The organism is Stenotrophomonas sp. ATs4 (genome assembly GCF_051861585.1).
Lineage (GTDB): Bacteria > Pseudomonadota > Gammaproteobacteria > Xanthomonadales > Xanthomonadaceae > Stenotrophomonas > Stenotrophomonas maltophilia_AS.
The window spans coordinates 190,544-215,627 of record NZ_JBLYPK010000003.1 but is presented as its reverse complement, the minus strand read 5'-3'; the positions used below and the strand labels follow the sequence as shown (position 1 = coordinate 215,627).

The 25,084-nt window shown below is 64.8% G+C and carries 22 protein-coding genes; 10 read left to right on the top strand and 12 right to left on the bottom strand.

Going from position 1 to position 25,084, the window contains the following annotated elements; translation table 11 throughout:
- Positions 1 to 118: 118 nt before the first annotated feature.
- Positions 119 to 1,420 carry an MFS transporter gene (locus tag ABR323_RS07085; protein WP_439448775.1) on the top strand — a complete coding sequence of 434 codons (1,302 nt, stop codon included), beginning with the start codon at positions 119 to 121 and terminating at the stop codon, positions 1,418 to 1,420.
- Here the strand turns inward: ABR323_RS07085 and ABR323_RS07080 are convergent.
- Together ABR323_RS07080 and ABR323_RS07075 are read right to left on the bottom strand one after the other, a co-directional pair.
- Positions 1,401 to 1,862, bottom strand: a complete 462-nt coding sequence (locus ABR323_RS07080) for a bacteriohemerythrin (RefSeq protein WP_065722369.1) — start codon at positions 1,860 to 1,862, stop codon at positions 1,401 to 1,403. The genes ABR323_RS07085 and ABR323_RS07080 overlap by 20 nt on opposite strands.
- A gap of 85 nt (positions 1,863 to 1,947) precedes the next feature.
- The gene (locus ABR323_RS07075; protein ID WP_125430833.1) at positions 1,948 to 3,291 is read right to left on the bottom strand and encodes a diguanylate cyclase; all 1,344 of its coding nucleotides are present in this window, start codon (positions 3,289 to 3,291) and stop codon (positions 1,948 to 1,950) included.
- Between the two features lie 334 nt (positions 3,292 to 3,625).
- Between ABR323_RS07075 and ABR323_RS07070 the strand changes: the two genes are divergently transcribed.
- Positions 3,626 to 4,072 carry a hypothetical protein gene (locus tag ABR323_RS07070; protein WP_240796952.1) on the top strand — a complete coding sequence of 149 codons (447 nt, stop codon included), beginning with the start codon at positions 3,626 to 3,628 and terminating at the stop codon, positions 4,070 to 4,072.
- A gap of 110 nt (positions 4,073 to 4,182) precedes the next feature.
- Here ABR323_RS07070 and ABR323_RS07065 read toward each other — a convergent pair whose 3' ends face one another.
- From ABR323_RS07065 to ABR323_RS07055, 3 genes are all read right to left on the bottom strand, one after another.
- On the bottom strand, positions 4,183 to 5,763 hold the full coding sequence (locus tag ABR323_RS07065) for an MASE1 domain-containing protein (protein WP_439448774.1): 1,581 nt from the start codon (positions 5,761 to 5,763) through the stop codon (positions 4,183 to 4,185).
- A 189-nt stretch (positions 5,764 to 5,952) separates the two neighbouring features.
- Positions 5,953 to 7,557 carry an MASE1 domain-containing protein gene (locus tag ABR323_RS07060; protein ID WP_439448773.1) on the bottom strand — a complete coding sequence of 535 codons (1,605 nt, stop codon included), beginning with the start codon at positions 7,555 to 7,557 and terminating at the stop codon, positions 5,953 to 5,955.
- Between the two features lie 51 nt (positions 7,558 to 7,608).
- Positions 7,609 to 8,886, bottom strand: a complete 1,278-nt coding sequence (locus ABR323_RS07055; protein ID WP_439448772.1) for an NAD(P)/FAD-dependent oxidoreductase — start codon at positions 8,884 to 8,886, stop codon at positions 7,609 to 7,611.
- Between the two features lie 161 nt (positions 8,887 to 9,047).
- On the opposite strand from ABR323_RS07055, the gene ABR323_RS07050 reads away from it, so the two are divergent.
- The 3 genes from ABR323_RS07050 (at position 9,048) to ABR323_RS07040 (ending at position 12,403) form a co-directional block, all read left to right on the top strand.
- Positions 9,048 to 9,809 carry a gamma-glutamyl-gamma-aminobutyrate hydrolase family protein gene (locus ABR323_RS07050; RefSeq protein WP_439448771.1) on the top strand — a complete coding sequence of 254 codons (762 nt, stop codon included), beginning with the start codon at positions 9,048 to 9,050 and terminating at the stop codon, positions 9,807 to 9,809.
- Positions 9,806 to 11,200 (top strand): glutamine synthetase family protein, encoded by a 1,395-nt coding sequence (locus ABR323_RS07045; RefSeq protein WP_439448770.1) that lies wholly within the window; start codon positions 9,806 to 9,808, stop codon positions 11,198 to 11,200. Before ABR323_RS07050 ends, ABR323_RS07045 begins: the two co-directional genes overlap by 4 nt.
- A 93-nt stretch (positions 11,201 to 11,293) precedes the next feature.
- Positions 11,294 to 12,403, top strand: a complete 1,110-nt coding sequence (locus ABR323_RS07040) for a polyamine ABC transporter substrate-binding protein (protein WP_135272942.1) — start codon at positions 11,294 to 11,296, stop codon at positions 12,401 to 12,403.
- A 38-nt stretch (positions 12,404 to 12,441) separates the two neighbouring features.
- Here ABR323_RS07040 and ABR323_RS07035 read toward each other — a convergent pair whose 3' ends face one another.
- The gene (locus ABR323_RS07035; protein WP_439448769.1) at positions 12,442 to 13,842 is read right to left on the bottom strand and encodes a flavin-containing monooxygenase; all 1,401 of its coding nucleotides are present in this window, start codon (positions 13,840 to 13,842) and stop codon (positions 12,442 to 12,444) included.
- 362 nt (positions 13,843 to 14,204) lie between these two features.
- On the opposite strand from ABR323_RS07035, the gene ABR323_RS07030 reads away from it, so the two are divergent.
- The 5 genes from ABR323_RS07030 to ABR323_RS07010 all read left to right on the top strand — a co-directional run bounded on the left by ABR323_RS07030 (position 14,205) and on the right by ABR323_RS07010 (position 19,858).
- Positions 14,205 to 15,344, top strand: coding sequence for a M35 family metallo-endopeptidase (locus ABR323_RS07030; RefSeq protein ID WP_439448768.1), 1,140 nt, complete (start codon positions 14,205 to 14,207; stop codon positions 15,342 to 15,344).
- A gap of 181 nt (positions 15,345 to 15,525) precedes the next feature.
- On the top strand, positions 15,526 to 16,662 hold the full coding sequence (locus tag ABR323_RS07025) for an ABC transporter ATP-binding protein (protein WP_439448767.1): 1,137 nt from the start codon (positions 15,526 to 15,528) through the stop codon (positions 16,660 to 16,662).
- Entirely contained in the window at positions 16,659 to 17,591 is a 933-nt protein-coding gene (locus ABR323_RS07020) for an ABC transporter permease subunit (RefSeq protein WP_135272946.1), read from the top strand. Before ABR323_RS07025 ends, ABR323_RS07020 begins: the two co-directional genes overlap by 4 nt.
- Entirely contained in the window at positions 17,588 to 18,430 is an 843-nt protein-coding gene (locus ABR323_RS07015; RefSeq protein ID WP_439448766.1) for an ABC transporter permease subunit, read from the top strand. The genes ABR323_RS07020 and ABR323_RS07015 overlap by 4 nt, the downstream gene beginning before the upstream one ends.
- A 63-nt stretch (positions 18,431 to 18,493) precedes the next feature.
- On the top strand, positions 18,494 to 19,858 hold the full coding sequence (locus ABR323_RS07010; RefSeq protein WP_439448765.1) for an NAD-dependent succinate-semialdehyde dehydrogenase: 1,365 nt from the start codon (positions 18,494 to 18,496) through the stop codon (positions 19,856 to 19,858).
- Between the two features lie 74 nt (positions 19,859 to 19,932).
- Here the strand turns inward: ABR323_RS07010 and ABR323_RS07005 are convergent, their stop codons facing one another.
- The 6 genes from ABR323_RS07005 to ABR323_RS06980 form a co-directional block, all read right to left on the bottom strand.
- Positions 19,933 to 20,955: a magnesium and cobalt transport protein CorA gene (locus tag ABR323_RS07005; RefSeq protein WP_439448764.1), complete on the bottom strand. Its 1,023-nt coding sequence runs from the start codon at positions 20,953 to 20,955 to the stop codon at positions 19,933 to 19,935.
- A gap of 6 nt (positions 20,956 to 20,961) precedes the next feature.
- The gene (locus ABR323_RS07000; protein WP_439448763.1) at positions 20,962 to 22,206 is read right to left on the bottom strand and encodes a lipoprotein N-acyltransferase Lnb domain-containing protein; all 1,245 of its coding nucleotides are present in this window, start codon (positions 22,204 to 22,206) and stop codon (positions 20,962 to 20,964) included.
- Entirely contained in the window at positions 22,203 to 23,084 is an 882-nt protein-coding gene (locus tag ABR323_RS06995; protein ID WP_135272953.1) for an HlyC/CorC family transporter, read from the bottom strand. Before ABR323_RS06995 ends, ABR323_RS07000 begins: the two co-directional genes overlap by 4 nt.
- A 64-nt stretch (positions 23,085 to 23,148) precedes the next feature.
- Positions 23,149 to 23,724 carry a hypothetical protein gene (locus ABR323_RS06990; protein WP_439448762.1) on the bottom strand — a complete coding sequence of 192 codons (576 nt, stop codon included), beginning with the start codon at positions 23,722 to 23,724 and terminating at the stop codon, positions 23,149 to 23,151.
- 27 nt (positions 23,725 to 23,751) lie between these two features.
- Positions 23,752 to 24,363 carry a hypothetical protein gene (locus tag ABR323_RS06985; RefSeq protein WP_439448761.1) on the bottom strand — a complete coding sequence of 204 codons (612 nt, stop codon included), beginning with the start codon at positions 24,361 to 24,363 and terminating at the stop codon, positions 23,752 to 23,754.
- A gap of 75 nt (positions 24,364 to 24,438) precedes the next feature.
- Positions 24,439 to 25,047 (bottom strand): hypothetical protein, encoded by a 609-nt coding sequence (locus ABR323_RS06980; RefSeq protein ID WP_439448760.1) that lies wholly within the window; start codon positions 25,045 to 25,047, stop codon positions 24,439 to 24,441.
- Positions 25,048 to 25,084 lie beyond the last annotated feature (37 nt).

The following is a 25,084-nucleotide window of genomic DNA, read 5'->3' as shown; positions in this document are numbered from 1 at the left end:
CGCAGCCTAGCGGGTGGCCGGAAAAATTCCGTTGGCAACGGTGTCGGCTGAAACCATCGCCCCGTGCGGCCACCGGCCCGTGGCAGAATCGGGCGATCCGCCGTTACCCGTGTTGCCGATGTCGACGATCACCGCTGCTGCGTCGCCCGTGAATTCCCCCCGTCGTGTGCTGCTGGCCAGCCTGATCGGCACCACCATCGAATTCTTCGATTTCTACATCTATGCCACGGCGGCGGTGCTGGTGTTCCCGCACCTGTTCTTCCCGGACAGCAGCGAACAGGCGGCGCTGCTGCAGTCACTGGCGACCTTCGCGGTAGCGTTCATCGCACGCCCGGTCGGCTCGGCGGTGTTCGGTCACTTCGGTGATCGCATCGGCCGCAAGGCCACGCTGGTGGCCGCATTGCTGACCATGGGCCTGTCCACCGTGCTGATCGGCCTGCTGCCCACCCATGCCCAGATCGGGCTGTGGGCCCCCGCGCTGCTGGCGCTGTGCCGCTTCGGCCAGGGCCTGGGGCTGGGCGGTGAGTGGGGCGGTGCGGTGCTGCTGGCCACCGAGAATGCACCGCCGGGCAAGCGCGCCTGGTACGGCATGTTCCCGCAGCTGGGCGCACCGCTGGGCTTTCTGCTGTCGGCCGGCATCTTCCTCGTGCTTGGTCGTTGCCTGAGCCAGGACGACTTCCTGCAGTGGGGCTGGCGCATTCCGTTCGTGGCCAGCGCGCTGCTGGTCGGCCTTGGCCTGTGGGTGCGCCTGAACATCCACGAGACGCCCGATTTCAAGAAGGCGCTGGAGCGCAAGGCGCCGGTGCGGCTGCCGATCTGGACGGTGCTGCGTGACTACCCGGTGCCGATGCTGCTGGGCACACTGGGCGCGTTCGCCACCTTCGTGCTGTTCTACCTGATGACAGTATTCAGCCTTGGCCACGGTACCGCCGTGCTGGGCTACAGCCGCGAGCAGTTCCTGTTGATGCAGATGGCCGGCATGCTGTTCTTCGCGCTGGGTATCCCGCTGTCGGCGCGCTATGGCGACCGTTGGGGCACGCGGCGCACGATGATCGTTGCCAGCGTGCTGATCATTGGCTTCGGCGTGCTGTTCGCACCGTTGTTCCAGCCGCACAGCCCGTGGCTGGTCACTGGCTTCCTGTGCCTGGGCCTGTTCCTGATGGGCCTGACCTACGGCCCCTGCGGCACCTTCCTGGCCGAGATCTACCCGGTGGAGGTGCGCTACACCGGCGCCTCGCTGTCATTCAACCTGGCCGGCATCCTCGGCGCGGCACCGGCGCCGTACCTGGCCACCTGGCTGGCCGAACGCTTCGGCCTTGTCGCGGTGGGCTACTACCTGTGCCTGACCGCGGTGGCGACCCTGTGCGCGCTGGTGGCACTGCACCGGCGCGCACTGAGACTCAACCAAAGAAGCGCTTGAGTGTGCGCCCCAGCCAACCGCCGCCCTGATGTTCGCGTGCGAACTGGTTCAGGTGCGCCTTGACCTGTTCGGCATAGGCCTGGTCATCACCACGGATGTGGTTGAACAGCCAGCGCGAGAGCATGGTGCGTAGTTCATCGCTGATGTCCTCGCCGGCCTGGAAGCGCATGCGGTATTCCGATACCCGCTTGATGAAGACCTCATGCACGCGCTTGTGCGCGGCACAGAACGGATAGCCCGCTTCCTCCATCAGCTCCTCTTCGAACGCGAAGTGCGACATGGTGTAGTCCACCACCTCGTCGATCACTTCACCCACTGCCGCACGCTGCATGCTGGTCTGTGCTACGTGCAGGTGGTTGAGCATCTCGATGATGCGGCGGTGTTGTTGGTCGATCACATCGATGCCGATGTTCAGATCGTCCTGCCAGACCAGTAGTGCCATCCCCGGCTCCCCTTCATGCCTATGTCGGCGCCGACTGTAGAACTGCCGCGCGCGTGCGGCGTTGATCTGGATCAAAGCAGGCCGGTCAGGGCAGGGCAGGCTCGCGCGGTCGCAGTGGGCTGGCCACTGTGGTGCAGCTGACCCGGTTGCGGCCACCGGCCTTGGCCAGGTACAGCTGGCGGTCGGCTTCGGAAATCAGCCGGTGCAGTGCGTCGCGCTGCGGGCGCAGGCAGCACAGGCCGATGCTCACGGTCATGCGCAGGGTGGCGGTACCGATGTCCACTTCCAATGCGGCAATGCGCTGGCGCAGCTCCTCGAAGTACAGCAGCGCCTCGTCCTGTTCCATGTCCGGTACCAGCAGGCAGAATTCCTCGCCGCCGAAGCGTGCGATCAGGTCCTGGCTGCGTGCATGTGCGGCCACCGCGCCGGCCACTGCCCGCAGTGCATCGTCGCCGGCTTCATGGCCGTGGGTGTCATTGATGTGCTTGAAGTGGTCGATGTCGATCATCGCCACCGCCACGCACTGGCCATGCAGCTGCAGCTGCGGCAGCTGGCGCTGGCTCTGCTCCAGGAAGCAGCGGCGGTTGGGCAGACCGGTCAGGAAGTCGCGTGTGGCAAGATCCTGCAGGGTGCCGATCAGTTCCAGCTGGTCCACGTTCTGCGAGACGCGGCAGAAGAATTCCTCGCGCGAGAACGGCTTGCGCAGGAAATCGTTGGCGCCGTTCTTCAGGAAGCGTGGGATCAGCGAGGCATCGGTATTGCCGGAAATGCCGATCACCGCCACCTTGTCGCGCGAGCGCAGGGTACGCAGGCGGCGGGTGAACTCCACGCCCTGCATGCCAGGCATTTCCTGGTCGACCACCGCCAGGCGGATCGCCGGATGTGCCTCGATCGCGGCAAGGCCCTCGTTGCCGTCGGCCGCTTCGTACACCTCATGGCCGTACATGCGCAGCAGGGCCGCGGCATAGCCACGCGCGGACGGCGAATCGTCCACCACCAGCGCGGCGATGCGACGGTTGCGTTCCAGCCGCTGCACCAGCCACACCAGGTAGTCGATGCTGCCGGGGGTGTTCTTCAGCACATAGTCGATGATCTGCTGCTGCAGCACGCGCTTGCGCAGGTCCTCGTCGTACACGCCGCTGACCACCACGGTTGGAAGGTCACGCTTGAGGAAGAACTCGACCACCGCATCGCGGTCGCCATCGGCCAGCACCAGCCCGGTCAGTACCAGGAACCAGCCGCCTCCTTCGCTGAGCAGGCGGTCGGCCTCGGCCAGGGTGGAGGCAATCACCACCGGCAATTCCAAGCGCTGCTCGATGGCCTCGCGCAGCATGCCGGTGAAGGCACGGGAATTTTCGACCAGCAGAATCCGTTGTGGCAGGGGATCAGCCAGGTCTCCATCGACGGCGACCTGCGGCAGGACGGGCATGAGGCGGTGGCTCACGAAGGAGGGCTCGGCACGGATAGCGGCGGTTTCGGGCGTAACTTTAGCCGGAGCCCTCGCTTGTGGACATATCTGCCCTGCGCGGTTCGAAGAAGTACATCGGGTATCTTTGGGACAATTGGGTCAGGTTCGAAGGCACTCCCTTCATGGCGCTCACAGTGCGGCATGGTTATGCTGGGGTGCGTCACCCCTACTGGTGCATTGGACACGGCTGCGTCGAACGAAGGAACCCTTCAAGCGAGGTCGCGCGCCATCCAGTCGTGGGGTGGCGAAACGGAATTGCCTGGAGCTGTCTTTCCAACCATCCATGGGGGTGAGCGTGAGATTTTCTGAACTGCGAGTGTTGCTTCCTGCCGCTGTCCTGCTTTCTGTGTCCGCTTTCAGCGCATCAGCGTGTTGCCCCAGTGGCGACAACGGAATCCATATGGCTCGGAGCGGTCTGGGAGAATCTCTGCCGACAGCCACGAATCTGAGTTTGAACCCAAACTGGCTTGTCTATGGGTTCGAGCGTGATGGGATCAGTTACTACCAAGTGAATGATCTCTCGGGTCAGGTCGTGCTGATCGTGGGAAATGTCGACGCCACGTTCTGGACGCTGCCGGCTGGTAAGAGTGCTGCAAAGGTGTCTTTGCCTTCGCATCGACTGAGTTTGCCCGAGAAGGTTGTCCGACGCGTGGTGTTCCAGAGTGCTCAGTTCTCGTTGGTTGTCTATGGAGAAGGTGCGAGCGCTGTATGGGTCGTCGAGTCTGTGGATACCGCAGGCTGAGAACACTCTCGTTGGCGCCTCGATTGCGCATATCTACGAAGCAGGAGCCGGGGAGCGGCTCCTGTCATGATCTGATCATCTGGGCCTTCGGTTCTAGTGGCTGGCGACAGTCAGGCTATGTCCGCTCGGCTTGTCCAGGCAGCCTGCATGCTGCTTTGCGCGCTGCCGGCTGCTGTCTCCAGGAGCAGCACACGTACGCAGTTCCCTTCGCAGTGCACTTTCCCTCCATAGGCTTGTGCGCGGGAGCTCAGACGTTCAATAGCCAGCCTTGTTGTGTCGACGAGCAGATCGCGATCAGGGTCCAGCAGTGCGATTCTGAGCAGAATTCCTTGTTGCCCCTTCAGTGTCCCGCAACGAGCACGTATCTGGATCTGTCCCTGTTCCTGCTTGAGCAGCAATGAGACGGCCTCGGTGAGAGTGCGGTAGGCCGCCAGCTGCAACGCAATACTCAGTCTGCAGGGATCCCCGGTCAGGAAGGGAGAAGTGACCCTGTGTGTCTGATTCCAGCTTTCACGAATGCCGCTGACCTGCAGGGCCAGGTAGAGACCAACGTGCTCGACCTCGGTCGGATAGACCATGCTGGTCAATTCGCGGAACTGGCGGGAATGTGCGGTGGATGTGAGAAGTAGATCCAGTGCCGGCGAGTGATGGCCATGTGTCTTCAACAGGTCGGCTGTCCTGCTCAAGGAGGCTTCAATGCCATCCGCGATTCTCCTGAGATCCAGGGCACGCTCCCGTAGATCCATTTCGCTCGCCATATGAGCGGACCTTGATAGTCGAGCGGCCTGGTGCCCGTCTACGTCTCTACGCCCCCGCTGATGATAGTGCCGGCTGATACGTGAGCCGAGTGCCAGTAGCCCGGTGCCTGCAATGGCAATCAGCTGCTGTGTTGTGAAGGTTCGTTCATCGTATGAGCCAAGCAGGCCGGATGTAGGAGTAACCACTGCAATGAGAATGTTCAACAGGGGAACGCCAATGGCTGCTCCCTGCCAGCCATGAATACATGTCAACACGATCACTGGCAGCGCCATGGTCAACTGCAGACTTGTCTTGCTTGCATCCGACAAGCCCGGCGCCATTGCGGTAATCAGACCCAGCCCCAGCATTACTGCAAGAGCGGCGACTGTTGGAGGAGAGCGCCAGCGTCCCCATTCGTCCATTGCATGTCGCCTGCTCCAGAGAACTGCCAGTGGCGCAACCGTCAGGATGGCGATGTAGTCACCAAGGACGAAGCGTACGGCCCTTGTCGCAACCGGCACGCTTGAAGGGTTCTCTGAGAGCAGGTGAGACAGTCCAAGTTTCAGGGCAGTGGCAATCACGGCGGCTGACACTGCGAGCGAAAGCAGCCATCCATCTGCCCTGGCAGTCATGAATTTTCGATGCGCATACACAACCAGAGCAACGGCTGGCAGCAGGAATGCCGAACCCAGGATTACCCATGCCAGCCCATACTCATCTATCAACGGGTAGCGCAATTGTGCGAAGTACGCGTATTCGCCAATTAGCAGATAGGGCCAGAGGCGAGGTGGACACACAAGCAAAGCTGCTACACGAATGCCGGCAGGCAGGTAAAACTGGTCCAGCGAGACCCGCCAAGCGGCCCAACACGTAATCGCGTACATCACGGCAATCGCCAGCCCCAAGGGCCGCACGCGGAACGTCAGTTCAATTCCCCTCTTCCACCAATTCAACCCAAGCCTCCATTGCTCGTGACATGGCGGCGGCCCCATTGCTTGTTTGAACGCGCCATTGGGTGACAGTATCCATAGAAGCACGGGGGCGCAATCACACGAGCTGGACCGCCTTGGCGGGGGCAGGAGGGGGGGGCGAACAAAGATCACCCTTGAGTAGTGATCTGCATCCCGTTTCTATGGGGGGTGTCAGGTCGAGGCCCGCGGAGCACCTGGATCGATGGAGCGTGTAAGTCCCCCCAAAGCTTCGGTAGCGCTCGCTTGGCCGGAATCTCCCGGCGCTTCCGTCAACACGATCCTGAGTCTGTTGCCACTCATGTCCATATGGCCACCATGCACAAGAATTCGGCCCAGCAACTGCTCATTTGCCAGCTCCGTGGTCCGGATTCCCAACGATTCGTTCCGACCCACGAGGGCTACGCAGATGAATACACCAGGCTTTCGGGCGAAATATCCGCAGCGGATACTGACCGAAATCTGTCCGGATTCGCATCTCAGTAGAAGTGATACCGCGTCAACCACGAGCCGGTAGGCCGCAAGCTGCAGGCCAACCCCGAGCGCGCAGGGATCACCCATCAACCTGGGTTGCCCGATTCGATGCGTGGCGTTCCATGCCTCACGCACCCCGCCGGCCTGCAAGGCCACATACAAGCCCAGCCGTTCCAGAGCGGCGGGATAGATCATGCTGGCCTGGGCCCGGAACAGGCGCGAATGTACCTCCGTGGTATGCCGCAGGCTGTCGGCTACTGCGTGATGGCCCTGCGCATGCAGCCAGTTCACCATTTCGTTCAGCGACAGGTCCATGCCGTCGCCCAGCTGGCGTAGATGGGCCGCGCGCTCACGCAGGTCCATCTCGCTGGCCAGATGCGAGTTCCGCGCAAGCTGCATGGCCGCTCTTCCATCTTCCTCGCGTAACCGGTGCTGGCTCTGGAAGTGGGTGATGCGCGCGCCCAGCAACAACAGGGCGATGCTGGCGATAGCCATGGCCTGCTGGGTGGCGAAGGTGGCCGGATCGAATGCCGTCGGGTGGTCGGCAGGGGTGCTCAGGCCAAGAATCATGTTCACGGCAGCGACACCGATGGCCGCGCCGCGCCATCCCAGCAGGCAGGTCAGGGCGATTGCGGGAATAGGCAGGATCAACAATAACTGCAGCGAACCAGGGGCTGTGATCGAGGCAGGTACCGGCGTCGCCTGCAGGCCAATGACCAGCATTGCTCCGAGTGCTCCGACTGTGGCCGCAACAGACCGGGCCGTCCATTTTTCCTCGGCGCGGCGGATCCATAGCAATGCCAGGGGCGCGAGGATCAGGATGCCGGTGAAGTCGCCCAGCGCATAGCGCAACACATTGGTGAGAAATGTCCCTTCACGCAACGGGGCCCAGAGCAGGTACGAGATTCCCAGGTTGAGCAGACTGATGACCATCGCGGCGCATGCCGCGATGGAGATCACGCCGACGATCGTGGTGCGTGCCAGCAGCTTTTGGTGCAGGCGCACGATCAGCATCACAGCAGGCATCAGGAATACCGAGGCGAGGATCACCCAGGTCAGGTTGTATTTGCTGATCAGGGGGATGCGCAGATGCGCGAAGTAGGCGTATTCACCAATCAGCAGGTAGGGCCACAGTCGAGGCGGGCACAACAGCAATGCGGCCACCCGTACGCCAGCAGGCAGGAAAAACTGATCCAGCGACAGCTTGCGCGCGCCCCAGCAGGCGAGGGCATAGATCAGTGCCAGCGCCAGCCCTTGGGGGCTGACCCGTATCCTCACCAACAGGCCGTCCTTCCACCACTGCATCCACGTGCTCCCCCAGCTCCTGCGCTGATTATGTGGCTGGGAAGGGTCCCGCTACCACAACGCATCCCGCAGCTTGTACCAGGACATCGCCGCCACCAGCAGTGGCGTGCGCAGCAGCCGGCCGCCGGGGAAGGGGGCATGCCGCAGGCGCTGGAACACGTCCAGGCGCTCGCTCTGGCCGGCAATGGCGGCGGCGATCACCTCGCCGGCCAGCCCGGCAGCGGCCACCCCATGCCCGGAGAACCCTTGTGCGAAGTACAGGTTGCCGTCCAGCCGGCCCCAATGCGGGGCGCGGTTGCGGGTAATGTCCACATAACCGCCCCAGATCTGCTCCAGGGCCACGTCGGCCAGCTGCGGGAATACCTGGTGCATGCGCCGCTGCATCACCCCGCGCAGGCCGGGTGGGGGCAGTGCCGAATAGCTGGCGCGGCCACCAAACAGCAGGCGGTGGTCGTGGCTGAGACGGAAGTAGTCCAGTGCCCAGGCGGTGTCGGCCACGGCCATGTTGTTGCCGATCAGGGCGCGGGCGCGCTCGGCACCCAGCGGCGCGCTGGCGCCGATATAGGTGCCGACCGGCATGATCCGCCGTTCCAGCTCGGGCAGCAGGCCCTGCAGCCAGGCGTTGCCGGCCACCACCAGATGCGCGGCGCGCACGCTTCCCTGCGCGGTATGCAGGGTGGGCTGCGGTCCGCGTTGCACGCGGGTCACTACGGAGTTCTCGTGGATCACCACGCCGGCCGCGCGCGCCGCATCGGCCAGTCCGCGGGCATAGGCCAGGGGCTGCAGGTGCGCGCTGAGCGGATCGAACATCGCGGCGCGGTAGCGCGGGCTGTCCAGCTGTGCGCGCAGGGCATCACGGTCCCACCACTGCATGGGGTAGTCGTAGTGGCGTTGCAGATGCTCGCAGTTGGCCCGCAGGTCGCGCTCATGGCGTTCGCGGATCGCGACGCTGGCGTGGCCCTCCAGCCAATGGCAGTCGATGCCATGACGATCGATGCGCGTGCGCATCGCCTGCACCGCGTCGCGCGACCAGTCGAACAGGTGGCGCGCATCATCACGACCGAGCTGACGCTCCAGTTCGTCCACCTCGCAGCCATAGCCGACCAGCGCCTGGCCACCGTTGCGACCGGACGCGCCCCAGCCGATCCGCTGCGCGTCCAGCACCACCACGCGCTGGCCACGTGCGGCCAGTTCCAGGGCTGCGGTCAGGCCGGTGTAGCCCGCGCCAAGCACTGCGACATCGGCCTGCACACTACCCTGCAACGAAGGCAGCGCGGGTGGTTCGGGCAGGCTGGCGGCATACCAACTGGGCGGGAAGGCAGCGCTCACCGCGCGCCTCGCGGGCGCAGTGCGGGAGGGGACGGCGGGGGAGGACGATCAGCATTCACCCGCACAGTTTCGCCGATGCGTGACCGCCATGGCGTGATGGCGAAGACTTGCCGCCTTCGTTGGCCGGCGGGTAACGTGTTCGCACGCCAAGGAGTTTTCCCATGCGCCGCCTGCCCTGGGTCGGCCTGCCCACCGACAGTACCGTGCTCGGCCATCACCGTTTCGCGGTGGCCGGCGAGAAGTACGTGCGCGCGCTGGCCGATGCCGCCGAAGTGACCCCGTTGGTGTTGCCGAGCCTGCAGCCTCCTTTGCCGGCTGGCGACTGGCTGCAGGGGCTCGACGGACTGTTGTTGACCGGCGCGGTCAGCAACATCGAACCGCAACACTACGAGGGCGGCCGCAGCTGGCCGGGCAATCCGCATGACCCGGCCCGTGATGCCAATGCCTTCGCGTTGCTGCACGAGGCTTTGGCGCTGGACCTTCCGGTACTGGCGATCTGTCGAGGCTTCCAGGAATTGAATGTGGCGCTCGGTGGCAGCCTGCACCCGCAGGTGCACGCGGTGCCTGGCCTGGCCGACCATCGCGAAGACCCGCAGGCGCCGGTGGAAGTGCAGTACGGGCCGGCCCACGCGGTCACCCTGGCCGCCGATGGCTGGTTGGCGCAGTGGCACGGCAATGACTGGGCGCAGGTCAATTCGGTGCACGGGCCGGGCATTGCCCGCCTCGCGCAGGGCCTGCAGGTCGAGGCCGTGGCCGATGATGGGCTGGTCGAGGCGGCACGCAGCCTGCACCATGGTTTCGTGCTCGGCGTACAGTGGCACCCGGAGTGGCGTGTCATGCAGGCGCCGTTCTATCACGCTATTTTCCGTGCGTTCGGCCAAGCTTGCCGGCAGCACAAACAGAACCGACTGGATTCCCGATGAGTTCCCGAACGCGCCCGCGCAAGACGGCCACGCCCCCCGCACCCCAGGAAAGCAGCCTGCTGCGCTGGCTGAAGGAGCGGCGCATCACCGAGGTTGAATGCCTGGTGCCGGACATCACCGGCAATGCGCGCGGCAAGATCATTCCCGCCGACAAGTTCTCGCATGACTACGGTACACGGTTGCCGGAAGGCATCTTCGCCACCACGGTTACCGGCGAGTTCCCGGACGACTACTACGACCTGACCTCGCCATCGGATTCGGACATGATCCTGCGCCCGGACCCGGATACCGTGCGCATGGTGCCGTGGGCCACCGATCCGACCGCGCAGATCATCCACGATTGCTACACCAAGACCGGCGAGCCGCACGAACTGGCGCCACGCAATGTGCTGCGACGGGTGCTGGATGCCTACACCGCGCTGGGCCTTCGGCCTGTGGTGGCGCCGGAGCTGGAGTTCTTCCTGGTGCAGAAGAACACCGACCCGGACTTCCCGCTGCTGCCGCCGGCCGGCCGCTCGGGACGCCCGGAAACCGCGCGGCAGTCGTACTCGATTGATGCGGTCAACGAATTCGATCCCATCCTCGACCTGATGTACGACTACTGCGATGCGATGAAGCTGGACGTGGACACGTTGATCCACGAGTCCGGTGCAGCGCAGCTGGAAGTCAACTTCACCCATGCCAACGCGATGGACCTGGCAGACCAGGTGTTCCTGTTCAAGCGCACCATGCGCGAATCGGCGATGCGTCACGGGGTGTATGCCACCTTCCTGGCCAAGCCGATGGAGAACGAGCCGGGCAGTGCCATGCATATCCACCAGAGCCTGCTGCGCATCAGCGATGGGCAGAACGTGTTCACTGGCGAGCACGGCGGTGAGGATTTCAGCCCGCTGTTCGCCCATTACCTGGCTGGCCTGCAGAAGTACGTGCCGATGGCCATGGCGTTCTTCGCGCCGAACGTGAATTCCTATCGCCGGCTGGTGTTCGGCGAAGTCTCGCCAAGCAACGTGCACTGGGGCTTCGACAACCGCACCTGCGGCCTGCGTGTGCCGTTGGATACGCCGGAGAACATGCGTGTGGAAAGCCGCTTCGCCGGTTCCGACGCCAACCCCTACCTGGCGATGGCCGCGACCCTGGCCTGCGGCCTGTTGGGCATCCGCGAGCAGCTGGCACCGGATGCGCCGGTGACCGGCAGCGCCAAGGAACTGGGCTACAACCTGCCGCGCTCGCTGGGTGAAGCGCTGGACGGGCTGGAGCAGTGCAGCGAGCTGCAGGCGCTGCTGGGCGAGCGCTTCTGCCGCGCCTACATCTCGGTCAAGCGCAAGGAATACGAGACCTTCTTCCGTGTCATCAGCTCGTGGGAGCGCGAGTTCCTGCTGCTGAACGTCTGAGCATCTGGAATAGAAAAATCCGTCGCCGGGGGGTAGGCTGGCACCCGTTGCCGGCCCCGCCGGCCTCCCTTTCCCGCATTACTGGAGCACCCGATGAAGCTGCGTATCCTCACGCTCGGCCTGGCCTCGGCCATGCTTGCCGCCTGCAGCGGTGGCAACGGTGGCGCTCAGGACAGCCAGGTCCTGAACGTCTACAACTACAGCGACTACATCGCCGAAGACACCATTCCGACCTTCGAAAAGGAGAGCGGAATCAAGGTGACCTACGATGTGTTCGACAGCGATGAGATGGTCGAGACCAAGCTGCTGGCCGGCAACAGTGGCTACGACGTGGTGGTGCCGACCCTGAACTTCTTCGGTCGCCAGATCCAGGCCGGCGTGTTCCTGCCGCTGGACAAGAGCAAGATCCCGAACCTGGCCAACCTCGATCCGGCGGTGATGAAGCGCATCGCCACGCAGGATGAAGGCAACCAGTACGGCGTGCCGTACATGATCGGTACCACCGGCATCGGCTACAACGTGGAGATGCTGAAGCAGCGCTTTGGCGGCAGCGCCGACATCGCCAACAGCTGGGATCTGGTGTTCAAGCCGGAAAACATCAGCAAGATGAAGGACTGCGGCGTGACCATTCTGGACACGCCGGCCGACATGATTCCGATTGCGCTGCATTACCTCGGCCTGGACCCGCACAGTGGCGACCCGGCCGAGCTGCAGAAGGCGGCGGACCTGCTGAAGTCGATCCGCCCGTACGTGCAGAACTTCCACTCCTCGCAGTACGTGGGTTCGCTGGCCAACGGCGGCACCTGCCTGGTGGTGGGCTGGTCGGGTGACATCATCCAGGCCCGCGACCGCGCCGAGGAAGCCAGCAATGGCGTGCACGTGGCCTATTCGATCCCGAAGGAAGGTGCCCCGCAGTGGTTCGACATGCTGGCGATCCCGAAGGATGCCAAGCACCCGGAAGCGGCCTACGCGTTCATCAACTACCTGCTGCAGCCGAAGGTCGCCGCGGCCAACACCAACTTCATCCATTACGCCAACCCGGTGCCGACCGCGACCCCGCTGGTGGATGAGGCGATCCGTACCGACCCGACCATCTACCCGCCGGCCGACGTGGCCGAGAAGATGTTCACCTATTCGATCAACACGCCGGAGACCGACAAGCTCTACACCCGGCTGTGGACCGAGGTGAAGACCGGTCGTTAAGCGGCTCCGTTAGCGCCGGGCCATGCCCGGCGGCTCCCTTACCCTGCGCCGGAGCCGGTACTCCCGCTCCGGCCCAGGTGCTGCAGGATGGCCGGCAGCAGGTCGCGTGCATCGCGGCCGCCGTTGCACAGGAACGACGAGCTCATCCGCTGCAGGTTGTGCATGCCGATGAAGAACAGCCCCGGCTGCGGGGAAATACCAAACTCGCCGAGCGGATAGCCGTGCGCATCCAGCGCGTCCTGCACGTCGAGCCAGGGCCATTCGGCGACGAAACCGGTGGCCAGCACCGCCGAGCGGATGCCTGTGGCCTGCAGATCCAGTTCGCCCGGCGACGGTTGCGGCTCCCAGTGCAGATAGACCTCTTCGGGAATGTAGCGGGCATCGTCGGTGCGCGGTTCGGGCCGTGTGGCGTAGTACGCGCTGGCCAGCGAATCGAGATAGGCGTATTCGGCGCGCGTCGCCGCGATTGCGGTGTGCAGCTGCGGGCGGACATCGGCGAAGCGGGCGATGTTTCCATTGAATTCCTGCAACCGGCCCAGCAGCCTGATGCCAGCGCGGTGCATCGCCAGCAGGCTGATCGAGCTGCCCAGGCCGGCGCTTCCCTTGCCGGAGATCAGCGGGAACTCCGCGGTGCGGGCCTTGCGCAGCGCATCCGGTTGTTCGGCCAGTACGGCGGCCGCTTCACTCACATGCTGGTGGATGCGCCCGGCCATGTCCCACCAGGTCATCGAGTCCTTGCCGCGCAGCCGGCGGGTATGCGAATGACGCTGGGCCAGTGACCAGTACACGTTGCGACCGCTGTCGCGCAGGTCCTGGGCAATCTGTGCGCCGGACTGGCCACCCCCGATGACCAGCACTGCGCCATCGGGCAGCTGGTGGGCGCTGCGATAGTCGCCGGAGTGCAGCGCCGTAAGGCTTGGCGCGGGTGCGAACGGGACCCGGGGCATCCGCGCGCGGCGGTATTCACCGGTGGCGACCACCACCGCGCGGGCATGGATCGGCCCCTGGCTGCTGTCGATGGCGTAACCGCCGGATTCAGGCCTGACCCGCTGTACCACGCATCCCTCGCTGATCGGCAACGAGCGCTCGTGGGCATAGTCGCGCAGCCGGCGGATCACCTCCGGGGCACCCATGAAGCCGTCCGGGTCATCGCCGGCATAGGCATGACCGTGCAGGGCCATCGTCGCGTTGGCGGTGTTGGTCTGGAACGAATCCCAGCGCCGCTGCCAGCTGGCGCCCACGGTTTCGGCCTCCAGCACGCAATGCTCGACGCCGGCCTCCTGCAGGAGCGCACTGAGGGACAACCCAGCCTGGCCGGCGCCGATGATGACCAACGGCAGCCTCGCAGGCAGCGAGTCCGGCAGGCGGGACGGGAAAGGGGAGGGGCTGTCCGGGGAAATCACCAGGGTGGGTCCATGCAAGGCCTTGATCCGGGCCATTGCGCGGGGAATGCCCCGGGCCTTCAACAGATCCCGTTCTGAAAAACGTTGCAGATCGGGCCAACGCCCGTGGCGCCTGGCCGGGACGGCCGCATGGGCGACCGGGGAGCCTGGGCCTTTGAGCGGACAGGCCACCATGGCGGGGGAAAACCGACACCCCTCGGGCCCCCGGGACCGGCCAGCGGCCGCTTCCACCCACAGCGGGTGCAGCCGCCTTCCCCAGCCGAGAATTCCCTGGAGCAGGGTACAGTGCCAAAAATGCTGGAAAATGGCGAGTGGATCAGTATTCGCTCGTCGATTTCTTGCATTTTTATTCTCATGTCACAGATGCTTGTTGTCCATGCACATCAAGGAAGTGAATAATGAAAGCCATATCCTGGATCGGTTCGGCAATCATATTTCTGGCCGGGGCTGCTTCCGCAAATGCGCAGTTGTCCGTGCAGATGAAGCAGGCAGCTGGAGCCGCCATGGCTGACGTCGTGGTCCACGTCACCTACATCAATTCCGGCGCAGTGGCGCTCAGCATTCCCGAGAGGGGGCTGCCCAGAGTCCTGCAGGATGGAAGGCTGTGGAATGATGCGTTTCTTGTCGTTTCGCAGGATGGAGATGCAGCCGCATATCGTGGAATCATCGCCCACCTGAGTACCGCAGCTCGGGAGAAAACGCTGACGCTGGAGCCTGGGCAGCGACTTGTTCGACAGGTCAATCTTTCCCTGAACTATGAGCTTCGTCCGGGTCAGACATATAAGATTTCCGCTCCGATTCTTAGATACAGGATTCTTGACGGTACGGAGGCCGCAGGAGCGACTGCGATCGACAAGGAGGCTTCCACCTCTCCCGTCTCGATGCTGATCGTCGCTCCGCTGCCTCGTGCAGGCCAGAGCGCCGAAACTGTGCTGCAGGAGGCATCCCGAGTGACATCCTGCCCGCCAGCCCGATTGAAGGAGGTAACGGCGGGGATTGCCGCCGCGGCGGGTATTGCCCGCAGTTCGAAGAACTATCTGGAGTCGCTTTATGGGTATGAGGTCGGAGAATCATCCATTCTCGTGACTTTCAAAGAGACTGCTCGCTACAGGTCGTGGTTCGGTGAGCATGGTGATCCCAACATCGCAAATCCGGTGAATGACCGGATCAGAAAGACAGTCTCGGGAGTCGCTACCCGGTTCGCATTGCTCAAGCCACCTTCTTGCGATTGCCCGGAAGAGATGGTTGGAGACACCAATGCCTGGATCTCCACTGCAGTTCCTTATGTTGTGAATTACTGCCCGCGTTTTTTCGATCTCCCGGTAGGTCCCAATGTGCCCTCTGGGTCAAAGGCGGCGACCATCTACCATGAGGCAACTCATTTTTCCGATACCTACGCACTTGGAACGACCGATTTGGACGAGCAGTTTCCAAGCCCGGAAGACGCGCGCTACGTCGCTAGGACGGCACGTGATCTGGCATCTGAGCACTCATACGGATACGAGTACTTTGCTGACAATCATGGCAATGAGAACTGATTGGCGGCGCGTGAAGGGTGGTGTTACTTTGTAACACTCGTATTGGTGCGTAGGTAGGGGCGGGAATGGCGGGGCCGCGGGCCAATGCCTCAGCGTCCTCTTGCCAGCTCCCGTCATATCCCCAGCGGCCCCCGGCCGTTAGAATGGCGGCCGCTGTCCACCGCCCGCTCCCGGAGCCCCCATGCCCGTTGAAGCCCAGCCGGTAGCCACCGTCGTCGACACGACCGGTGCGCCCGGCTATCTCTCCATTCGTGACCTGCGCAAGGAATTCGACGGTTTCGTCGCCGTCGACGACGTCAATCTGGACGTGCGCAAGGGCGAGATCTTTGCCCTGCTCGGTGGCTCCGGCAGTGGCAAGTCGACCCTGCTGCGCTGCCTGGGTGGCTTCGAGACGCCCACCAAGGGCAGCATCACCCTCGATGGCCAGCGCCTGGACGCGCTGCCGCCGTACCAGCGGCCGGTCAACATGATGTTCCAGTCCTATGCGCTGTTCCCGCACATGACGGTCGAGCAGAACATCGCCTTCGGCCTGAAGCAGGACGGCCTGGGCAAGGATGTGATCAGCAAGCGCGTCGGCGAGATGCTCGACCTGGTGCAGATGGGCCACCTGGGCAAGCGCAAGCCGCACCAGCTGTCCGGCGGCCAGCAGCAGCGCGTGGCGCTGGCGCGGTCGCTGGCCAAGGGGCCCAAGCTGTTGCTGCTGGACGAACCGATGGGCGCGCTGGACAAGAAGCTGCGCTCGCAGATGCAGCTGGAACTGGTCAGCATCATCGAGTCGTCGGGCGTGACCTGCGTGATGGTCACCCACGACCAGGAAGAAGCGATGACCATGGCCACCCGCATCGCGGTGATGGATGCCGGCTGGATCCAGCAGGTCGGCAAGCCCGATGAGGTCTATGAGCAGCCGGCCAACCGCTTCGTCGCCGAGTTCATCGGTTCGGTCAACCTGTTCGACGGCGTGATCGACGAGGATCTGCCCGAGTACGTGACCGTGCGTTCGCCGCTGTTCCCGGCACCGGTCTACATCGCCCACGGCATCACCGGTTATGAAGGGCAGCCGGTCGCGTTCGCGCTGCGTCCGGAGAAGGTGATGATCGGCAAGGATGAACCGGAAGGGCATACCAACAAGGCGCAGGGCGTGATCGAAGACATCGCCTATTTCGGCAGCCACTCGGTCTACCACGTCCGCCTGCCCAGCGGCGCCAAAGTGCTGGCCAACTTCGCCAACTCGCAGCGATGGGCCAGCGATGGCCTGACCTGGGGCGACGAGGTGTGGGTGCACTGGCGTGACAACGACGGCGTGGTGCTGACCTCATGAGCACGGCGGGCCTGAAGCGCTGGCTGCCGGGCACGCGTGCCACGGTCATCGGAATTCCGTACCTGTGGCTGCTGCTGTTCTTCGCGGTGCCGTTCCTGATCGTGCTGATGATCAGTTTCTCGCACAGCCGGGTTGGTTCGCCGCCGTACACCTGGCTGCTGCAGTACGTGGACGGCGCGTTTTCGCTGAAGCTCAATCTCGAGAATTATCTCGCGCTGTTCCGTGATTCGATCTACGCGCAGGCGTTCCTGAGTTCGATCAAGATCGCGGCCATCTCTACCTTCTTCACGCTGCTGATCGGCTACCCGATGGCCTATGCCATCGCCCGACTGTCGCCGGCCGCGCGCAACGTGGCGATGATGCTGGTGGTGCTGCCGTCGTGGACCTCGTTCCTGATCCGTGTGTATGCGTGGAAGGCGATCCTGGACCGCAACGGCCTGCTCGACCAGTTCCTGCAGTACACCGGCCTGCAGTCGCTGATGACGTCGATGGGCCTGCCGAAACTGCAGCTGATCGACACCCCAACGGCGGCCTACATCGGCATCGTCTACTGCTATCTGCCGTTCATGGTGCTGCCGCTGTACGCCAACCTGGTCAAGCATGACCACCGTCTGCTGGAAGCGGCCTACGACCTCGGCGCCAAGCCGTGGCAGGCGTTTCTGCGCATCACCCTGCCGCTGTCGAAGGCGGGCATCATCGCCGGCTGCATGCTGGTGATGATTCCGGCCATCGGTGAGTTCGTGATCCCCGAGATGCTGGGTGGGTCGGAGACGCTGATGGTCGGCCGTCAGTTGTGGAACGAGTTCTTCAACAACCGCAACTGGCCGGGCGCCTCGGCGATGGCGGTGGCGATGATCCTGTTGCTGCTGGTGCCGATCCTGCTGTTCAACCGTTCCCAACAGCGCCTGCTGGAAGGGAAGCAGGCATGAGCCCACGTAGCGCTAAGGGCCTGGGGCTGGGGGTGCTGCTGCTCGGCTTCGCCTTCCTGTACCTGCCGATCCTGCTGTTGATGTTCTATTCGTTCAACAGCTCGCGGCTGGCGATGGTCTGGGCCGGGTTCTCCACCCGCGCCTACAGCGACCTGTTCGCCGACCGCGCGCTGATGGATGCGATGTGGACCAGCCTGGTGATCGCGTTCTGGACCGCCTGCACGGCCACCGTGCTCGGCACGCTGGCGGCGATGGTGATGACCCGCTTCAAGCGCTTTCGTGGCAAACCGCTGTTCGGTGCGCTGGTGACCGCGCCGCTGGTGATGCCGGATGTGATCCTGGGCTTCTCGTTGATGGCGCTGCTCGCCTCGATGGGGGCGATTCCCGGCTTCCCGGCGCGCGGGCTTGCCACCATCTGGATCGCCCACGTCACCTTCACCCTGTGCTTCGTCACCGTGGTGGTGTCTTCGCGGCTGCAGGAAATGGACCTGTCGCTGGAAGAAGCGGCGATGGATCTGGGGGCCAGCCGGTTGACCGTGTTCGGCCGCATCACCCTGCCGATCATCGCGCCGGCGCTGGTGGCAGGCTGGCTGCTGGCGTTCACCCTGTCGCTGGATGACGTGGTGGTGGCCAGCTTCGTCGCCACGCCGGGCTCGACCACGCTGCCGATGAAGGTGTTCGCCTCGGTGCGCATGGGCATCAGCCCGAAGATCAATGCGTTGGCCACGCTGCTGGTGTCGGCGGTGTCGATCGCCGCGGTGATCGGCTGGTACATCAACGCGCGCGCGGAGAAGCGACGCCAGCGCGACCTGCAGCTGGCACGTCAGGACAACGGCTGATCCGGCAACATCCGGCTCACGGCCGGCGGCGCACAATGGGGGTCTTCCAGATGGAGACCCCCCATGACCGTCGAGATCATCAACCCGGCCACCGGTCAGGTGACCTACCGCCATGAACTGATGGGCGCAGCCGACATCGAGCAGCGCCTGCAGGCCGCTGCCGATGCCTTCCCCGGCTGGGCCGATCACTCGCTGCAGGAACGCGGCGCCATCCTGCGCCAGATCGCTGCACAGTTGCGGGCCCGTCGCGATGACCTGCAGCAGGCCATGACCCACGAGATGGGCAAGCTCAAGGCCGAGGCTCTGGCCGAAGTCGACAAGTGCGCAGCGGCCTGCGAGTACTACGCCGACCACGCCGCCGACTACCTGAAGCCGCAGCTGATCGACACCGAAGCCCAGCGCAGCTATGTGCGCTACGAGCCGATCGGCTGCGTGTTCGCGGTGATGCCGTGGAACTTCCCGATCTGGCAGGTGTTTCGTTTCCTGGCTCCGGCCTTCATGGCCGGCAACGTGGCCCTGCTGAAGCACGCCAGCAACGTGCCGCAGTGCGCCGACCTGATCCTGGCAGTGTGCCGTGACGGCGGCCTGCCGGACGGCGTGTTCGACGTGCTGCACATCGACAACGACCAGGCCGCCGACGTGCTGCGCGATGCACGGGTGAAGGCCGTGACCCTGACCGGCAGCGAGCGGGCAGGGCGCTCGATTGCCTCCAATGCCGGCAGCCAACTGAAGAAGTCGGTGATGGAGCTGGGCGGCAGCGATGCCTTCGTAGTGCTCGACGATGCCGACCTGGACAAAACCGTAGCGGCGGCCGTGAAGTCGCGCTTCGACAACAGCGGGCAGACCTGCATCGCGGCCAAGCGCTTCATCGTGGTCGAGGCGGTGGCTGATGAATTCACCCGACGATTCGTGGACGCTGCGGGCGAGCGCCAGTACGGCGACCCCAACGAGCGTGGCACCACGCTGGCACCGATGGCACGTGCCGACCTGCGCGACGAACTGCACAAGCAGGTGCAGGCCAGCGTGGCCAAGGGCGCGCGGGCGCTGGTGGGTGGTGAGCCGATTGCGGGCACGCACGCCGGTTACCCGGCCACTGTGCTCGATCAGGTCGGCCCGGGTATGCCGGCGTACGACGAGGAACTGTTCGGTCCGGTGGCTGCGGTGATCCGGGTTGCTGACGAGGCCGAGGCACTGCGGGTAGCCAACGACACTCGATTCGGACTGGGCGGCAGCGTGTGGACGGGCGACCCAGTGCGCGGCGAACGTTTCGCCCAGCGCATGGAATGCGGCGCGGCTTTCGTCAATGCCATCGTCAAGAGCGATGCGCGGTTGCCGTTCGGCGGCAGCAAGCAGTCCGGCTTCGGCCGCGAACTGGCCGACCATGGCATCCATGAGTTCATGAACATCAAGACCGTCTACGTAGCTTGATGCCGAACGGTAGTGCCGGCCGCTGGCCGGCATTGCCTGGTTGCCGGCCAGCGGCCGGCACTACCAGAAGCGGGTCACAACCACTTCGCGCGCTTGAACAACCGGTACAACCCCACGCACACACCACCCACGCCGACAATCATCAGCGGGTAGGACCAGGGCTGGCTCAGCTCCGGCATGTGGCTGAAGTTCATGCCGTACCAGCTGGTGATCAGCGTCGGCGCCGCCAGCAGCGCGGCCCATGCACCGAGGCGCTTGACGGTCTCGCCCTGCGCCAGCGTCACCAGCGACAGGTTCACGCTCAGTGCCGTACCCAGCATCTCGCGCAGGGTGTCGATCACATCGCTGATGCGTACCGCATGGTCGTGCACGTCTCGGATGTACAGCTTCACTTCGTCCGGAATCAGTTCGCCCTGGTAGCGGCGCAGCTGCGCCAACACGTCCTGCAGCGGCGCCACCGCCATCCGCATCTTGTTCAGTTCGCGCTTGAGCTCGTACAGCCGTACCACCGTGCTGCGCTTGTAGGTGTCGGCGAAGATGTCCTTTTCCAGCAGGTCCAGGGTGTCGCGGAAGCGGTGCACGATCGGCAGATAGTTGTCGACCACGAAGTCGGTCACCGCGTACAGGCAGTACGACGGGCCCATCTTCAGTAGCTGCGGCTCGCGTTCCACTCGCGCACGCACAGGCGCGTAGGACAGCGACGCACCATGGCGCACCGTCACCAGGAAGCGTGGGCCGAGGAAGGCATGGGTTTCGCCGTACTGGATGCGCTCGTCGACCATCTGCGCGGTGGTCACCACCACGAACATCGAGTTGCCGTAGGTTTCCACCTTGGGCCGCTGGTGCGCATTGCGCGCATCCTCGATGGCCAGGTCGTGCAGGCAGAATTCTTCCTGCAGTTTCAGCAGCACATCCTCGTTGGGATCGTACAGGCCGACCCAGACAAAGCCATTGCCACTGGCAATGACATCGCTGATGGTATCCAGGCTGATGTCGTGGCGTTTGCCCTCGTCATCGTAGTGGACGCAGTTGATGACGCAGGCGGGGTTGGCCGAGGCGGGAGCGGCAGCAGAGGCGGGCAATGACATGCCCGCCATCGTGCGTCAGGGCTGTGTTTTGGACAAGTGAGGACGGCGCCCCAGCACCCACGCCAGTGCGACGTGGACAGGCAGCAGCAGCACGATCCACTGCACGTTGTACTGCGCCTGCAGGCTCAGCCAGTGCAGCACCAGCGCGGCCACGGCCTGCACTGCCAGCAGCCACAGCACGACCCTGAACATGCGCCCGGGCACGCGTCGGCTCAGCAGGGCGATGGCCCCTGGCAGCAGCAGAACAGCCAGCGGCGAAAGCAGCAGCAGGTTGCGGTTTGCCCAGGCGGCGTAGTGGGTACTGAAGCCCCAAAGGAATACCAGCAGGCCGCCAGCGACGGCACACAGCAGCCAGAACGGCAGCGCCAGCCCGGCCAGCAGGCGCGGGCGGCGGCGCAGCGCCAGCACGCCGCCGGCGACGACCAGCCCGAGCAGCAGCCACGGCCACCAACGGCGCGCGAATTCCTTCGGCTCCGCATCGATACGGTGCGGCAGCAGCTCCTGTTCGGACTGCACCAGCGGACGCCCATCGCTGTTGCGTGCCTGGCGCAGTGCATCGGCCAGCCGCATCGGCACGAAGGCTTCCTGCCAGCGCGACAGCGGCTGGTCGGCGAACGGCCCGAGGCCGACGTCGAAGCCCAGCCACATCCACGGTGCCGGCGACGCCAGGCGCACCGATTCACTGCGGTAAGTATTGCCACGCGAGCGCCCCGACAGCTGCGACTGCAGGCCGCCGCTCAGTGCCTTGTCCACCGTGTCGCGCACCATCGTGGCGCAGTTGGCGGTGTAGTAGTCGTAGTGGTAGCGCGCGTTTTCCGGCTTGGCCCGCTCGGCCAGATCGGCAGCGAGCGCACGTGCCTGGTCCGGGCGCAGGTCCAGCCACTGCACGCTGGCACCGCGGCCGGTCTCGTCGTAGTACGACAGGTCCTGCTGCAGCGGCAGCGCCACCAGGTAATACATCATGTCGCCGCGCACGAAGCGGCCGATGAAATCATCCTCGGACGGATCGAAGTAGCCGAAGTTGTACGACGTCGCCTCGCCGCTGACCGGATCGATCACGACGATGGCATCGTGACCGAAGCGCTCGAAGAACACCGTGCCCGGCTGCATGGTGACCACGCCGATGCGCGGGGCAGGGGCTTCGATGCTGGCCGGCGCTGGCGTGGCCGGCGAGGGCTGGGCAAACGCAGCCAGCGGAACGGCCATGGCCAGCACACACAGCGCCAGCCACACGGTCAGGATCAGTCCGCGGCGCTTCAAGCGTCGTCCTGCGCGTCCGGCGGCAGCACGGTCACGTGGAAGGCCTGCACCCGGCGCGCATCTGCGCGGGCCACGCGGAACAGGAAGCGGTCCAGCGCCAGCTCGTCACCGACTTCCGGCAGATGCCCAACCGCCTCGGTGACCAGGCCGCCGATGGTGTCGTAGTCCTCGTCGGAGAAGGTGGCACCGAAGCGCTCATTGAAGTCGCCGATCGCGGTCAGCGCGTCGACCACGTACTGGCCATCGGACTGGATGGCGATCTGCGCCGACTGGTCCTCGGCCTCGTCGTGCTCGTCGTCGATGTCGCCGACAATCTGCTCCAGCACGTCCTCGATGGTGACCAGGCCGGCGACACCGCCGTACTCGTCCACCACGATGGCCATGTGGTTGCGCGACAGGCGGAATTCCTTCAACAGCACGTTGAGCTTCTTTGCCTCGGGGATCAGCACCGCCGGGCGCAGCAGCTCGCGTACGTTGGCCGGACCATTGTCGGCGACGACGCCGCGCAGCAGGTCCTTGGCCAGCAGGATGCCAAGGATGTCGTCCTTGTTCTCGCCGTGCACCGGGAAGCGCGAATGGCCGGATTCGACCACCTGCTTCATCAGTTCCAGGAAGGGCGCTTCGACCGGCAGCGAGACCATCTGCGAGCGCGAGATCATCACGTCGCCCACGGTCAGCTCGGCTACCGAAATGGCGCCTTCCATCATCTTCAGGGTATCGGCGGCGATCAGACCCTCTTCCTGCGCGGTGTGCAGGACAGCGACCAGCTCGTCGCGGGTATGGGGTTCGCCGGAGAAGGCGGAAGTCAGGCGTTCAAGCCAGCCGCGCTTCTTTTCACTGTGCTCCGCGGGGGAGCTACTACTGTCGTCTTCTGACATCTCTGGAAAAAAGGCACCCGGCAGGCCGGGCGTTGGCCCAAGTCTAGCAGGATGTGGCGGCCTGTCAGTGGCGGTCGCTGCCCGGCCCGGTGATCGGCGCCGGTGCCAGTTCAGGCCGGGGGGCTTCTTCTTCGGGCAGGTCCAGACTGTAGGTGCACCCGGCCAGGGTTCTGCCGGGGTGGGAGGCCACGGTGGAGACGCTGAGGATGACCGACTCGATCTGGGCCTCGCCGGTCTTCGGGTCGGTGACGTCGCGGCTGACCAGCTCGCGGCCGGCCATGAACTTGCCGTCCTGGTCGTAGCCGGTCTCCAGTGCCAGCCGCTTGGCCAGCGGCCGTGGATCGGCCTGGTCGAGGATCGCCATGACGCTGGCCCCGGCCACCGCCACACGCTCGGTGGTCGTGCCAAATACGCTGATCGGCTGGGCCAGGCGGTACTCGCTCATGAACTGGTTGCCCTGCGGCAGCGGCTGCAGGCCCTGGGCCACGGCCTTTAGCGGGTCGGCCAGCAGCGGCGCCAGCGCGGCCTGCTCGGCCACGCCCTGGCGGCATTCGATCAGGGCCGGAAGGTCAAGACTTGAGGCGAGGGCCGAAGGCACCGCAAAGGCACACAGCAGAGGCAGGCAGCAACGCAGGGACACGGGCAGGTTCCGCAGGCGGGCCGGACATCATAGCGTTGACGGGCGCGGGTTCTCAGCCTTGCTGCTGCGGCGGCCGCGGGTCAGCAGGGCGCGTAGCCCCATCACCGGCAGGGTGAGCAGCACCGCCTTCATGGAGGCGTGGAGGACCGTGAGCAGCCCCTGGGCCACCAACTGTAGCGGGCCCGGCTGTTCGAGCCAGGGCATCAGCGCGGGTTCGGCGGCCCTTGCCAGCGGCATGTACATCGCGCAGAGCGCGTACAACAGCCAGAGTGAGGCGGTTGACGCATGGAAGAACGGCAACGTCGCCGCCGAGCGTCGCAGGCGCTGCTGGACCACCACACGCCAGGCCACCGGCGCGGTGAGCGCGCCAATCAGCATCAGCAGCAGCGCGCTCGTCACCAGGCCCATCGTGGTGCTCATCCCGTGCCGCTGTTGCAGCAGGTGAGGCCCGATCACGCCGACCGCCAGGCTGGCAATGACGCACGCCGGTGACAGCAGTGCCAGCGTGCGCAGCAGCCAGTGCTGCCCGCTGGGGTCGCGCGCGCTTACACGGCGAACTGCACGCGCGCCCAGCACCAGCAGAATGGCGAAAAGGCCGGCAGCCATCGTAATCGTCATGAAGCCGTTCCCTGGGTTCATCCTTTTTCCTTCCGCGTCCTGGCCGGTGTTGAACAATAGCGCAGCGCGTGGGGTGGCACTCCAGCCCGGGCGCAGTCAGGGCGAATTCCAGCGCGTGGTCGCCGGGTACCAGCGCAGCCTGACCGGGTAGCCCAGCTGCACCTGCAGGTGGTCACGCACGGCCGCTGCCGTCGCGCGGTTGGCTTGGGTATCCCGCAGCTCAACCTCCAGCTCCCCGGTCTTGACATCCAGGCTATAGCCGAACAGGTCGGGCAGCTGGGCCCGCAGCCAGTCCCGCTGTGCGTGCAGGCGGCGCTTCATCTCCGCTTCGGTCATCGCGGCACCGGTGATGTAGTGCACACGTTGCGGGCCATCCGCCCCTGGATGTGCCTCATCGGCCTCGGGTGCGGTGCCTGTCAGTCGCACCACAACGTTCCAGCCCCTCGCATTGTCCACCCAGATGCCGGCCAGACGTGCCGCGTGCCGCGCTTCCAGGCGCTCGATCAGCGCCCGTTGCTGGGCAGTGGCGACGATGTTGCGAGTGTCGCGCTCGCTGCTGCCGAAGAACGCCCGTAGTTCGACGATCTTTGCGGCGATGTCGGCCTCGCTGTCGCTGGTGGGGAGCGGTGAGGGACGGTCAGGATCGGGCATCAGGCCTGCCCCGGACTGCAGTAGCGCGGCAAGCACAAGTGCGGGCAGGGTCATGCTGCGCTCCTCTTCCGTGAGTGCGTGGGCTCGGAAC